The sequence below is a fragment of the Streptomyces sp. ADMS genome (assembly GCF_033441795.1).
Classification (GTDB): Bacteria; Actinomycetota; Actinomycetes; order Streptomycetales; family Streptomycetaceae; genus Streptomyces.
This window is the reverse complement of the sequence record NZ_JAVFVX010000018.1, coordinates 1-13,637: the sequence shown is the minus strand read 5'-3', so window position 1 is coordinate 13,637 and position 13,637 is coordinate 1. Positions and strand designations below refer to the sequence as shown.

The following is a 13,637-nucleotide window of genomic DNA, read 5'->3' as shown; positions in this document are numbered from 1 at the left end:
CGCCTCTAAACTGACCGGGTGACCGAGAACGCTCAGCAGCAGCCAACAGCGCCCATCACCGAACTGCCGACCCAGTACGCGCCGGCCGAGGTGGAGGGGAAGCTGTACGAGCGCTGGGTGGAACGGGGTTACTTCGCCGCCGACGCGAAGAGCGAGAAGCCTCCGTACACCATCGTCATCCCGCCGCCGAACGTCACGGGCTCCCTCCACCTGGGCCACGCCTTCCAGCACACGCTCATGGACGCCCTCACCCGCCGCAAGCGCATGCAGGGCTACGAGTCGCTGTGGCTCCCCGGCATGGACCACGCGGGCATCGCCACCCAGAACAAGGTCGAGCAGCAGCTTGCCGAGGAGGGCAAGTCGCGGCACGACCTGGGGCGCGAGGAGTTCGTCGAGCGGGTGTGGCAGTGGAAGGAGGAGTACGGCGGCAGGATCCTGGGCCAGATGCGGCGCCTCGGCGACGGCGTCGACTGGAGCCGCGAGCGGTTCACGATGGACGAGGGGCTGTCCAAGGCCGTCCAGACCATCTTCAAGAGGCTCTTCGACGACGGCCTCATCTACCGTGCCGAGCGCATCATCAACTGGTGCCCGCGCTGTCTGACGGCCATCTCGGACATCGAGGTGGAGTACCAGGACGACGCGGGCGAGCTCGTTTCGATCAGGTACGGCGAGGGCGAGGACAGCCTGGTCGTCGCCACCACCCGCGCCGAGACGATGCTCGGTGACACCGCCGTCGCCGTCCACCCCGACGACGAGCGCTACAAGCACCTCGTCGGCAAGCAGATCAAGCTGCCGCTGACGGACCGTTCCATCCCGGTCGTCGCCGACACGCATGTCGACCCGGAGTTCGGCACCGGTGCCGTCAAGGTGACCCCGGCCCACGACCCGAACGACTTCGCCATCGGGCAGCGCCACAATCTGCCCAACATGACGATCATGGACGAGCACGGTGTCATCACCGTCCACGGCCCCTTCCTCGGCCTGGACCGCTTCGAGGCCCGCTCCGCCGTCGTCGGCGCCCTGCGCGGACAGGGCCGGATCGTCGCCGAGAAGCGCCCGTACACGCACTCCGTCGGGCACTGCTCGCGCTGCTCCACCACCGTCGAGCCGCGCCTGTCACTCCAGTGGTGGGTCAAGGTCGAGACGCTCGCCAAGGCCGCCGGTGACGCGGTCCGCGACGGCCGGGTCTCGATCCACCCCGAGGAGATGTCCAAGCGCTACTTCGACTGGGTCGACAACCTCAACGACTGGTGCATCTCGCGCCAGTTGTGGTGGGGCCACCGCATCCCGGTCTGGTACGGCCCGGACGGCGAGGTCGTCTGCGTCGGCCCCGACGACGAGACGCCGACCGGCGAGGGCTGGACCCAGGACACCGACGTCCTCGACACCTGGTTCTCCTCCGGTCTGTGGCCCTTCTCCACCCTCGGCTGGCCGGAACAGACCCCGGACCTGGAGAAGTTCTACTCGACGGACGTCCTGCTGACCGGCCACGACATCATCTTCTTCTGGGTCGCCCGGATGATGATGTTCGGCCTGTACGCCATGGACGGTGAGGCCCCGTTCAGGACCATCGCGCTGACCGGTCTGGTCCGCGACGAGCGCGGCAAGAAGATGTCGAAGTCCTTCGGCAACGTCGTCGACCCGCTGGACTGGATGGACAAGTACGGCTCCGACGCCGTCCGCTTCACCCTGGCCAAGGGCGCCAACCCCGGTACCGACGTCCCGATCGGCGAGGACTGGGTCCAGGCGTCCAGCAAGTTCGCCAACAAGATCTGGAACGCCACGCGCTTCGCGCTGATGAACGGTGCCACCATCGAGGGCGAGCTCCCGGCCGCCGAGCAGCTGACCGCGACCGACCGCTGGATCCTCTCCCGCCTGAACAAGACGGTCGCGCAGGTCGACGCCTACTACGACGACTTCCAGTTCGCGAAGCTCAGCGATGCCCTCTACCACTTCGCGTGGGACGAGGTCTTCGACTGGTACGTGGAGCTGTCGAAGACGACCTTCTTCGCGGGCGGAGAGCAGGCAAAGGTCTCCGGCCGGGTCCTCGGCGAGGTCATCGACGTCATGCTGCGGCTGCTCCACCCGGTCGTCCCCTTCGTCACCGAGACGCTGTGGACCACGCTGACCGGCCGTGAGTCCCTTGTCATCGCCGAGTGGCCGAAGGACAGCGGCTTCCGCGACGAGGCCGCCGAGGCCGAGATCGCCACCGTCCAGGCCGTCGTCACCGAGGTCCGCCGCTTCCGCAAGGAGCAGGGCCTGCAGGACGGCCAGAAGGTCCCCGCCCGCCTCACCCTCGACGGCACCGCGCTCGCCGCGCACGAGGCGGCCATCCGCCAGCTGCTGCGCCTCCAGCCGGAGGAGGACGGCTTCAGCGCCACCGCGACCCTCCCGGTCGCCGGAGCCACGGTCGCCCTCGACCTCTCCGGCACCATCGACGTCGCCGCCGAGCGCAAGCGCCTCGCGAAGGACCTCGCCGCCGCCGAGAAGGAGAAGGCCCAGGCGACGGGCAAGCTCGGCAACGAGGCGTTCCTGGCGAAGGCGCCGGACAACGTGGTCGACAAGATCCGGGGCCGGCTCACCAAGGCGGACGAGGACATCGCCCGTATCCAGGCGCAGCTGGAGGGCCTGCCGCAGGCGTAGGAGCCGGTACGGTGCGCAGGCCCCCGGGGTCTCTGATCCCCGGGGGCCTGTTCGCGCCCTACAGGGGCGCGGGGAACTGCGCGACAAGCCCCCACCGGCCCGCACCCGCCCCACAAGCCCCACCACCCCACTCCGTAGGCACCCTGTCGGTCCCCCTCCGTAGACTGACCCCGTGAGCGACACCGACCCCTTCGACGAGATCATCGACGCCGAGACCGACCGTGACCCGGACCTCGCGGTGATCGAGGCCGGAAGCCGCACCCTGCGCACCCAGGGCGGAGCCCCGAGCGCAGATGTGCCGACCCGACCCCGTGACCCCGAGACCGACCGGGCCCTGCGCGCGGTCGAGGCGGATCTCGCCACACGCTGGGGCGAGACCAAACTGGAGCCGTCCGTCAGCCGTATCGCCGCGCTGATGGACGTGCTGGGGGAACCGCAGCGCGCGTACCCCTCGATCCACATCACCGGCACCAACGGCAAGACCTCCACCGCCCGGATGATCGAGGCCCTCCTCGGAGCCTTCGACCTGCGCACCGGCCGGTACACCTCCCCGCACGTCCAGTCGATCACCGAGCGGATCAGTCTCGACGGGGCGCCCATCCCCGCCGAGCGGTTCGTCGAGACGTACGACGACATCAAGGCGTACGTGGAGATGATCGACGCCCAGCAGGAGTTCCGGCTCTCCTTCTTCGAGGTGCTGACCGGCATGGCGTACGCAGCCTTCGCCGACGCTCCCGTCGATGTGGCCGTCGTCGAGGTCGGGATGGGGGGCAGCTGGGACGCGACCAACGTCATCGACGCCGACGTGGCCGTCGTGACGCCCATCGACCTCGACCACACCGACCGGCTCGGCGGGACACCCGGTGAGATCGCCGTCGAGAAGGGCGGCGTCATCAAGCAGGACGCGACCGTCATCCTCGCCCAGCAGCCCGTCGACGCGGCCCAGGTGCTGCTGAAGAAGGCCGTCGAGGTGGATGCCACGGTGGCCAGGGAAGGGCTGGAGTTCGGGGTCGTGAGCCGACAGGTCGCCGTCGGCGGGCAGATGCTGACGCTGCGCGGGCTCGGCGGGGAGTACGAGGAGATCTTCCTGCCGCTGCACGGCGGCTACATGGCCCACAACGCCGCCGTCGCCCTCGCCGCGGTCGAGGCGTTCTTCGGGGTCGGCACCCAGCGGCCCGAGCCCCTCGACGTCGGCACCGTGCGCAAGGCGTTCGCCGCGGTGACGTCCCCGGGACGGCTGGAGATCGTACGCCGCTCTCCGACCGTCGTGCTCGACGCCGCGCACAATCCGGCGGGCGCACGGGCCACGGCCGGGGCGGTCGGCGAGGCCTTCGACTTCAGCCGGCTCATCGGTGTGGTCGGGGCCAGCGGCGACAAGGACGCGAGGGGTCTCCTGGAGGCCTTCGAGCCGATCTTCGCCGAGGTCGTGATCACACAGAACTCCAGCCATCGCGCGATGGACGCCGACGAACTGGCCGCCGTCGCCGTCGAGGTCTTCGGCGACGACCGGGTCCAGGTCGAGCCGCGCCTCGACGACGCCCTGGAGGCCGCCATCACCCTCGCCGAGGAGGACGGGGAGTACTCGGGCGCCGGTGTGCTCGTCACCGGCTCCGTCATCACCGTCGGCGAGGCCCGACTGCTCCTGGGGAGGGGCTGATTTCCGTGCGTACGCTCTGTGCTTCGACCCTGTTCGGCGAGGTTTTCCTGATCGGCTTCGCCAGTCTCGTCGCCATGAAAGACCCCGACCTGTCCATGTCGATCGTGTGGACGGTCAGCGGTATCGCCATGCTGCTGTGCTTGCTGCTCTGCGGTGCGGTGACCCGTCCCGGCGGGGTGCAGCTCGGCTGGGCGCTGCAGATCGGGCTCATCGCGTCCGGCTTCGTCGTCCCGTCCATGTTCTTCATGGGCGCGATGTTCGCCGCCCTGTGGTGGGCGTCCGTGCACTACGGGCGGAAGATCGACGAGGCGAAGGCCCACTTCGCGGCGCAGGCACAGGGCGCCAGTCCTGACGCTGCGTGACACCCGCTCGGACCAGCCCTGTAGCCTCTGACAACCGCACACACGTGACCCGAATGGAGCCACCCTCGTGACTCAGCGCACCCTCGTCCTCCTCAAGCCCGACGCCGTCCGTCGCGGCCTGACCGGCGAGATCATCGGCCGGATCGAGCGCAAGGCCGGCTGGCAGATCACCGCGCTGGAGCTGCGCACGCTGGACCAGGAGACGCTGGAGCAGCACTACGGCGAGCACAAGGGCAAGGCCTTCTACGAGCCCCTCGTCGAGTTCATGGCCTCCGGACCCGTCGTCGCGCTCGTCGTCGAGGGCGAGCGGGTCATCGAGGGTGTGCGCTCGCTCGCCGGTCCCACCGACCCCATCGCCGCCGCCCCCGGTTCCATCCGCGGCGACTTCGGTGTGATCGTCCGCGAGAACCTCATCCACGCCTCCGACTCCGAGGAGTCCGCGGAGCGCGAGCTGAAGATCTTCTTCCCCGGCCGCGCCTGACCCGTCCCGCGCACCGGCGTACGCCCGGTGAACTTCTTGCGCAGTTTCTGTTCGCGCCGTTCCTGAGGAACCGTCACGCCACTCGGATGCCTGGCCTGGGACGGCCGTCGAAAACCGGCCGTCCTGCGGCATATGCGTGCCGATCGGGGGAACGCCTACCCCCGAACGCTCGTCTCCAGAAGCGAGACGGCACAGCGCATGCTGACAATGGCGAAGACCCTCGCGCGGTGTTCGTGCAGGCGAGACTACGATGTAAGCCTCCACGCCACCGCACCCACTTCGCCGTCCCGAACCAGAGCCATCACACGCTTCACTTGGGAAGGCCAGACGAATCCTGATGGGGAACTCAATGTCGTTCATCGGCCGTGACATGGCTGTCGACCTCGGGACCGCCAACACGCTGGTGTACGTCAGGGGTCGCGGGATCGTACTCAACGAGCCGTCCGTCGTCGCGATCAACACCAACACCGGTGGCATCCTCGCGGTCGGATCGGAAGCGAAGAAGATGATCGGCCGGACGCCCGGCAACATCGTTGCCGTGCGCCCGCTCAAGGACGGCGTCATCGCCGACTTCGAGATCACCGAGCGGATGCTCCGCTACTTCATCCTGAAGATTCACAAGCGGCGGTATCTCGCCCGTCCCCGTGTCGTCGTCTGTGTGCCCTCGGGCATCACGGGCGTCGAGCGCCGCGCCGTCATCGAGGCCTCGTCCCAGGCCGGCGCGCGCCAGGTGCACATCATCGAGGAGCCCATGGCCGCGGCCATCGGCTCCGGCCTGCCGGTCCACGAGGCGACGGGCAACATGGTGGTGGACATCGGCGGCGGCACCACGGAGGTCGCGGTCATCTCCCTCGGCGGCATCGTCACCGCCCAGTCCATCCGCGTCGCGGGTGACGAACTGGACAGCTCGATCATCCAGCACATCAAGAAGGAGTACTCCCTTCTGCTGGGTGAGCGGACTGCCGAACAGATCAAGATCACGATCGGTTCGGCGTACGACCTCGACAACGACGAACACACCGAAATCCGCGGCCGGGACCTCGTCTCCGGTCTGCCCAAGACCGTCGTGATCTCCGCGGCCGAAGTGCGCAAGGCCATCGAAGAACCGGTCAACGCGATCGTCGACGCCGTGAAGACCACCCTCGACAAGTGCCCGCCCGAGCTGTCCGGCGACATCATGGACCGCGGAATCGTTCTGACCGGTGGCGGGGCCCTGCTCCGCGGGCTCGACGAACGGCTGCGCCGTGAGACCGGCATGCCCATCCACATCGCCGAGGACCCGCTGGACAGCGTGGCGCTCGGCTCCGGCAAGTGCGTGGAGGAGTTCGAGGCGCTCCAGCAGGTGCTGGACGCCCAGCCGCGCAGATGACGTGACTCTCCGATTCCGCCGTACGAGATGATCTCCTCTCGTACGGCGGATCGTTGGTATAGAGGCATAAGCTCCCCCGAACAACTCTTCTGCCCCAAAAACTCTATTGAGGAAGGCACGGCCGCCGCACGTGAGGGACACACGAGAGAGCCGGCTGCTCCTGGTGCTGCTGATCGCCATCGCGTTCGCGCTGATCACGGTGGACATCCGCGGCGGGGAGGACTCTCCGGTCGACGGTGCCCGGCAGGCCGCGGCCGCCGTCTTCGGCCCGGTCGAGGACGGGGTGGCCACCGTGGTCGACCCGGTCGGTGACGCCGTCTCCGCCGTCCGCGACTCCGGTGAGCGGCACGACCGGCTCGCCATGCTGGAGAAGGAGAACGCGGCGCTCAAGGCCCGTCTCGGCAGCGACGACCGCAACCGCAGCCGCCTCAGCCAGCTCGACAAGATGCTCAAGTCGGCCGGCGCCGGGCAGTACGGCATCAAGGGCGCCGAGATCATCGCCATAGGAGCGGCCCAGGGCTTCTCCTGGACGGTCACCATCGACATCGGCGCGAACGACGGCATCAAGCGCGACATGACCGTCCTGAACGGCGACGGACTCGTCGGCCGCGTCACCACCGTCGGCCCCGGCACCTCGACCGTGCTGCTCGCCAACGACCCCGACTTCACCGTCGGTACGCGGATGGAGGGCAGCGACGAACTGGGCTTCGCCTCCGGGCAGGGTGACCGGCCGCTGCGCGTCCAGCTCCTCAACGGCAAGGCCAAGGTGCAGAAGGGCGACCGGCTGGTCACCTTCGGCTCGCAGGCCGACAAGCCGTTCGTGCCCGGCGTACCCGTCGGTGTCGTGTCCCGTGTCGATCCGTCGGGCGGCGACCTGACCCGCACGATCTACGTCACGCCGTTCGTCGGCTTCACCAAACTCGACATCGTCGGTGTCGTCGTCGAGGCCCCGCGCACCGACCCGCGCGACACCGTCCTCCCGGCCAAGCCCAGACCGACCCCCACGCCGACGGTCACCGTCACGGTGACACCGTCCGCGCAGGCGGCCGACGGCCAGTTCCAGCAAGAGCAGTAGGAGCTGAACTCCCCATGCGTTTCAACCGGATGCTCCTCTCCACCACCCTGGTGGTGGTGGCCATGGTGGTCCAGGTGAGCGTCCTCGCCCGCCTGCACCTCCCGGGTGCCGTCCCCGACCTGCTGCTGCTGACCGTCCTCGGCCTCGCCCTGGTGTACGGCCATGTCGGCGGCGCCCTCGTCGGTTTCGGCGCCGGACTCCTCGCCGACCTCGCTCCGCCCGCCGACCACGCGGCCGGCCGCTACGCCCTCGTGCTGTGCCTCATCGGCTATCTGGCGGGCCTTGTGAAGCCCGAGAACGGCCAGCTCAAGTCGGCCACCGGCCCGATGGCCGTCGTGGTCGCCGCAGCCGTCGGCACGACCCTGCTGTACGCCGGTGTCGGCGCCCTCGTCGGCGACACCGCCGCCCGCAACGTGGGCCTCGGCAGCCTGCTGTTCACGGCCGCGCTGTACGACCTGCTGCTCGCGCCCTTCGTGGTCCCCGGCATCATGTTCCTGGCGCGCAGAGCGGAGAACGACCCGCTCGCCGAGGCCAACTCCTCGGCCAAGAAGGCCGACATCTCCTCGGGCTGGCTCTCCTCCGGCACCGGCCTGCGCATCGGCAGCCAGCGCGGCGGCCTGAAGATGAGGGCGACCCGGTCCAAGGCGGCCCGCGCCGGCCGCATCAAGGGGGTCAAGCGCCTGTGACCGCCCGCCGATCGAAGACCCCCGAAACCGACGCTCACAGCTCGACCGTGTACTCGTATGCCTCGTACGTCCGTGTCCCGCACGCGCACTGAGAGGCGGAGGCAGCACCAGTGACCAACATTCCCGAGACCGGCAGGACGCCACGCGTCCAGATCCGGCTCGTCGTCATCCAGATCCTTGTCCTCTCCCTCCTCGGCACCCTCGGGGGCCGTCTGTGGTACCTCCAGATCCGGGAGGGCGACGCCTACGCCAAGGAGGCGTCCGGCAACCATGTGCAGCAGGTCGTGCAGCCCGCCGTACGCGGGTCGATCCTCGACGCGCGCGGGGTGCCGATCGCGGACAACGAGACCCGCCTCGTCGTCTCCGCCTCCCGCACCGAGCTGCTGAAGATGAAGGACGACGGTGACGCCGTCCTCACCAAGCTCGCCGGTGTCCTGGGCATGAAGCCCAAGGACGTCAAGGACAAGGTCCGGCTGTGCGACTCCAAGACGCCGCAGCCCTGCTGGAACGGCTCGCCGTACCAGCCGATCCCCATCACCGACGAGGCCACCGCCCGCCAGGCACTCCAGATCCGCGAGCGCTCCGAGGACTTCCCCGGCATCACCGCCGAGCCCGAGGCCGTACGCCGCTACGCGAGCCCCGGCGGGTCCAACACCGCCCAGGTCCTCGGCTACCTCTCCCCGGTCACCGACGAGGAGATCACCAAGGCCCAGGACACCGACTCGCCCTACCTCCGCTCCGACCAGGTCGGCCGGTCCGGCCTTGAGCGCGAGTACGACAAGGAACTGCGCGGCAAGGCCGGCGTCACCCGCTACGAGGTCGACAACCTCGGCCGCGTCATCGGCACCGCCGAGGCGGACCCCGCCCAGTCCGGCTCCAACCTCGTCACCAGCATCGACGCCCGCGTCCAGCGGGTCGCCGAGTACGAGCTGAACTTCGCGATGAAGGAAGCCCGCAAGGAGTACGACGACAACACCAGCGAGAACTACAAGGCCGACGCGGGCGCGGTCGTCGTCATGGAGTCCAGGACGGGCCGGGTCGTCGCGATGGCGTCCAACCCGACGTACGACCCGAACGCCTGGGTCGGCGGCATCTCCGCCAAGGACTACGCCAAGCTGACCGGGAAGAACTCCAACTACCCGCTGCTCAACCGGGCGATCCAGGGCCAGGCGGCCCCCGGCTCGATCTTCAAGGTCATCTCCACGTCGGCCGCCGTCAACGCGGGCTACTCCTTCGACGGGCGCTACGACTGCTCCAGTTCGTACTCGATCGGCGGCCAGGTCTTCAAGAACTACGAGTCCAAGGGGTACGGCCCGATCAACCTCGGCCGCGCCATCGAGGTCTCCTGCGACACCGTCTTCTACCGGCTCGCCCACGAGGAGTGGGCGAAGGACGGCGGCCTGAAGCCGAAGAAGAACGCGAAGAACTGGTTCTACACCATGGCCCACCAGTACGGTCTCGGCGCCGTGACCGGCATCGACCTGCCGAACGAGGTTCCCGGCCGCGTCCCGGACCGCAAGTGGAAGCAGGACTACTGGAAGGTCAACAAGGCTTCCTGGTGCAAGTACGGCAAGAAGGGCGGCACGTACGCCGAGCAGATCGCGTACGAGAACTGCCTCGAAGGCAACCTGATGCGCGCCGGTGACTCCGTCAACTACTCGATCGGCCAGGGCGACATCCTCGTCACCCCGATCCAGATGGCGACGATCTACGCGGCGATCTCCAACGGCGGCACCCTGTACGACCCGACCGTCGGCAAGGCGATCGTCAGCGCCGACGGCAGGACCGTCCAGGAGATCAAGCCCGAGGCGCACGGCAAGCTGCCGATCTCGAAGTCGACGCTGAACGACATAGACGGTGCCCTGGAGGGAGTCGTCACCCGCGGTTCGGCGGCCTGGCGGTTCGGTGGCTGGCCGCAGGACAAGATCCCGATGCACGCCAAGACGGGTACGGCCGAGGTCTACGGCAAGCAGACCACCTCGTGGTTCGCGACGTACACCAAGGACTACACGATCGTCATGACGATCTCCCAGGGTGGTACGGGCTCCGGAGCCTCCGGCCCGGCCGTCCGCAAGATATACGAGGCTCTGTACGGCGTCTCCCCGGACGGCACGATCGACAACAGGAAGGCGCTGCTGCCCACCCCGCAGAAGAGCCTGCCGAAGATCGGGTCGGACGGCTCGATCGACTCCCCGAAGATCAAGCCGTACGAGCCGGCGAAGGAGGCCACCGAGGAGACCCTCGCAGTCGCGGGCGGACAGCTCCCGCCGGCCACGGTCGCGTCCGAGCGGACGGGCACCAACCGCAGCGGGCGGAGAGCCCACGGCACCGGCACCGGCAGGCGTAGGCGGAGTACGCGCGGTACGCGGAGGACGACGACATGACCGGCGCGAACACCTTCTCCGTCTCCGGATACGGCCCCGAACGCTCCTCCCTGTCCCGCCTGCTGGCCCGTGACTCGCTGGCCCGCAGGCTGGACTGGCCGATACTGCTGTCCGCGCTCGCGCTGTCCTTCGTGGGCGCGATCCTGGTCTACTCGGCGACCCGCAACCGCACCGAGATCAACCAGGGCGACCAGTACTACTTCCTGGTCCGGCACCTCATGAACACCGGCATCGGGTTGTGCCTGATGATCGGCACGGTCTGGCTCGGTCACCGCACCCTGCGCACCGCGGTCCCGATCCTCTACGGCCTCTCGGTCCTCCTGATCCTCCTGGTGCTGACCCCGCTCGGCGCGACCGTCAACGGCGCCCACGCGTGGATCGTGCTCGGCGGCGGCTTCTCGCTCCAGCCCTCGGAGTTCGTGAAGATCACGATCATCCTGGGCATGGCGATGCTCCTCGCCGCCCGGGTGGACGCGGGCGACAAGCCCTACCCCGACCACCGCACGGTCCTCCAGGCCCTGGGCCTGGCCGCCGTACCGATGATGATCGTCATGCTGATGCCCGACCTCGGGTCGGTCATGGTCATGGTCATCATCGTGCTGGGCGTACTGCTGGCCTCCGGCGCCTCCAACCGCTGGGTCTTCGGCCTGCTGGGCACGGGCGCCGTGGGCGCGGTGCTGGTCTGGCAGCTCGGGGTTCTGGACGAGTACCAGATCAACCGGTTCGCCGCCTTCGCCAACCCCGAACTCGACCCGTCCGGCGTCGGCTACAACACCAACCAGGCCCGCATCGCGATCGGTTCGGGCGGTCTGACGGGGACGGGTCTGTTCCACGGCTCGCAGACCACGGGCCAGTTCGTCCCGGAACAGCAGACCGACTTCGTGTTCACGGTCGCGGGGGAGGAACTGGGCTTCGTCGGCGCGGGTCTGATCATCCTGCTCCTGGGCGTGGTCCTTTGGCGGGCCTGCCGTATCGCCCGCGAGACGACCGAGCTGTACGGCACGATCGTCGCCGCCGGGATCATCGCGTGGTTCGCCTTCCAGTCGTTCGAGAACATCGGGATGACCCTGGGGATCATGCCGGTCGCCGGTCTGCCACTGCCCTTCGTGTCGTACGGAGGATCGTCGATGTTCGCCGTGTGGGTGGCCGTGGGGCTGTTGCAGTCGATCAGGGTGCAGCGGCCGATGTCGGCGTAGCGCTCCGCGGGATGGGCGATTGCGGTTCGTCGGCCGCGGGCAGGTGAGGGCTGGTCGCGCAGTTCCCCGCGCCCCTTCGGGGCGCGATCGTGCACCGGGAATGATCGGTCGGTGTCGTGCGCATGAACGGCGTACGTGTCCTGGATGGCCAGTAAGCGACCTTTGGGGGGCTGCCGTCGCCGCCGAATCATGACTAAATTCGACTCATGGCGGACACAAAGCGGGAAATCGAGCGGAAGTACGAATCCGACGACAGCGGACTGCCCGACCTGACTGGCGTCGCCGGAGTCGCGGACATCCTCGACAGAGGCACCGCGGAACTGGACGCGACCTACTACGACACCTCGGACCTGCGGCTGGCCTCGGCGTCGATCACGCTGCGCCGCCGCACCGGCGGCTCCGACGCCGGCTGGCACCTCAAACTCCCCGTCGCCCCCGGCGTACGGGACGAGATCCAGGCACCTCTCTCCGACGACCTCCCCGACGAGCTGGCCGCCCTGGTGCGCGCCCGGGTCCGCGAGGGCCAGCTCGTGCCCGTGGTGCGGCTGCGCTCCGCACGGGACCTGCGCGACCTCGTCGACGCCGACGGCCGGCAGCTCGCCGAGGTCGGCGTGGACACCGTACGGGCGGAGCGGCTGTTCGGCGGCGAGGGCACCGCCCAGTGGACCGAGATCGAGGTGGAGCTCGCCGACGGCGGGGACCCGCGCGTCCTGGACAAGGTGGAGAAACGCCTGCGCAAGGCGGGCGTACGGCCCTCGAAGTCCACGTCGAAGCTGGCACGCGCACTGACGGAGACCAAGGGCGGCCACCCGCGGCCCAAGGACGAGCCGGCCGACCCCGTCACCGCCGGCGACCACGTCCTGGCCTACGTCCGCGCCCAGCGGGACGCCATCGTCGGGCTCGACCCCGCCGTGCGTCAGGACGCCGAGGAGTCCGTGCACGACATGCGGGTCGCCACGCGCCGGCTGCGCAGCACCTTCAAGTCCTTCCGCCAGGTCCTCGACCGGAAGGTCACCGACCCGATCGCCGTCGAGCTGAAGTGGCTCGCGGGCGAGCTGGGCGTGGGCCGCGACCAGGAAGTGCTGGCCGAACGACTGGCCGAGGCCCTCGGCGAACTGGCCCCCACCCTCGTCCACGGCCCGGTCCGCGACCGGCTGGGCGCCTGGTCCAAGGCCGAGTACGGAGGATCGCGCCGCCGGCTGCTCGGTGTGCTGGACTCCCCGCGCTATCTGACGCTCCTCGACACCCTTGACGCCGTGGTCGCCGACCCCCCGGTGCTCAAGGCGGCGGCGGGAAACGCGGCCAAGGCGCTCACCAAGGCCGTACGCAAGGACTTCGCGAAGGTGTCCGCGCTGATCGAGGAGGCCATGGACCAGCCGCCCGGCACCGACCGCGACCTCGGGCTGCACGACGCCCGCAAGAAGGCCAAGCGCACCCGCTACGCCGCCGAGGCGGCGACCCTCGCCCTGGGCGGCCCGGCCAAGGCGCTCACCAAGTCGATGAAGTCCCTCCAGAGCCTGCTCGGCGACCACCAGGACAGCGTCATGGTCCGCACCACACTGGGCGAGCTGTCCGCCGTGGCACACGCGTCGGGGGAGGACACCTTCACGTACGGGCTGCTGTACGGACGCGAGGAGCGGCGGGCCGCGAGGGTCGAGGAGGCGCTGCCCGAGGAGTGGAGGACGATTCGGGGCTCGCTGGAGGTTTAGCGCCCGGTTCGGCGCCGGTTTCGACTCTGCTGCGCAATTCCTCGGGGCCGCTGGACTGCACTCCGCGACCTGCGG

At 69.1% G+C, this 13,637-nt stretch carries 10 protein-coding genes; all 10 read left to right on the top strand.

The window, feature by feature from the left end:
• Window positions 1-18 precede the first annotated feature (18 nt).
• The 10 genes from RB628_RS10810 (at window position 19) to RB628_RS10765 (ending at window position 13,562) form a co-directional block, all read left to right on the top strand.
• Window positions 19-2,643: a valine--tRNA ligase gene (locus RB628_RS10810; protein WP_318320118.1), complete on the top strand. Its 2,625-nt coding sequence runs from the start codon at window positions 19-21 to the stop codon at window positions 2,641-2,643.
• 172 nt (window positions 2,644-2,815) lie between these two features.
• The gene (folC, locus tag RB628_RS10805; protein ID WP_318320117.1) at window positions 2,816-4,300 is read left to right on the top strand and encodes a bifunctional tetrahydrofolate synthase/dihydrofolate synthase; all 1,485 of its coding nucleotides are present in this window, start codon (window positions 2,816-2,818) and stop codon (window positions 4,298-4,300) included.
• Window positions 4,301-4,305: 5 nt separating this feature from the next.
• Window positions 4,306-4,662, top strand: coding sequence for a DUF4233 domain-containing protein (locus RB628_RS10800; protein ID WP_318320116.1), 357 nt, complete (start codon window positions 4,306-4,308; stop codon window positions 4,660-4,662).
• A 67-nt stretch (window positions 4,663-4,729) separates the two neighbouring features.
• Window positions 4,730-5,143 (top strand): nucleoside-diphosphate kinase, encoded by a 414-nt coding sequence (gene ndk, locus RB628_RS10795; protein WP_318320115.1) that lies wholly within the window; start codon window positions 4,730-4,732, stop codon window positions 5,141-5,143.
• Window positions 5,144-5,492: 349 nt separating this feature from the next.
• A complete protein-coding gene (locus tag RB628_RS10790; protein ID WP_053741250.1) occupies window positions 5,493-6,512 on the top strand; it encodes a rod shape-determining protein in 1,020 nt (339 codons plus the stop codon).
• Window positions 6,513-6,642: 130 nt separating this feature from the next.
• Window positions 6,643-7,587: a rod shape-determining protein MreC gene (mreC, locus tag RB628_RS10785; protein WP_318320114.1), complete on the top strand. Its 945-nt coding sequence runs from the start codon at window positions 6,643-6,645 to the stop codon at window positions 7,585-7,587.
• A 14-nt stretch (window positions 7,588-7,601) separates the two neighbouring features.
• Entirely contained in the window at window positions 7,602-8,273 is a 672-nt protein-coding gene (gene mreD / locus RB628_RS10780) for a rod shape-determining protein MreD (RefSeq protein ID WP_318320113.1), read from the top strand.
• Between the two features lie 110 nt (window positions 8,274-8,383).
• Entirely contained in the window at window positions 8,384-10,657 is a 2,274-nt protein-coding gene (gene mrdA, locus RB628_RS10775) for a penicillin-binding protein 2 (RefSeq protein WP_318320112.1), read from the top strand.
• The gene (rodA, locus tag RB628_RS10770; RefSeq protein WP_318320111.1) at window positions 10,654-11,853 is read left to right on the top strand and encodes a rod shape-determining protein RodA; all 1,200 of its coding nucleotides are present in this window, start codon (window positions 10,654-10,656) and stop codon (window positions 11,851-11,853) included. Before mrdA ends, rodA begins: the two co-directional genes overlap by 4 nt.
• 206 nt (window positions 11,854-12,059) lie before the next feature.
• A complete protein-coding gene (locus RB628_RS10765) occupies window positions 12,060-13,562 on the top strand; it encodes a CYTH and CHAD domain-containing protein (protein WP_318320110.1) in 1,503 nt (500 codons plus the stop codon).
• Window positions 13,563-13,637 lie beyond the last annotated feature (75 nt).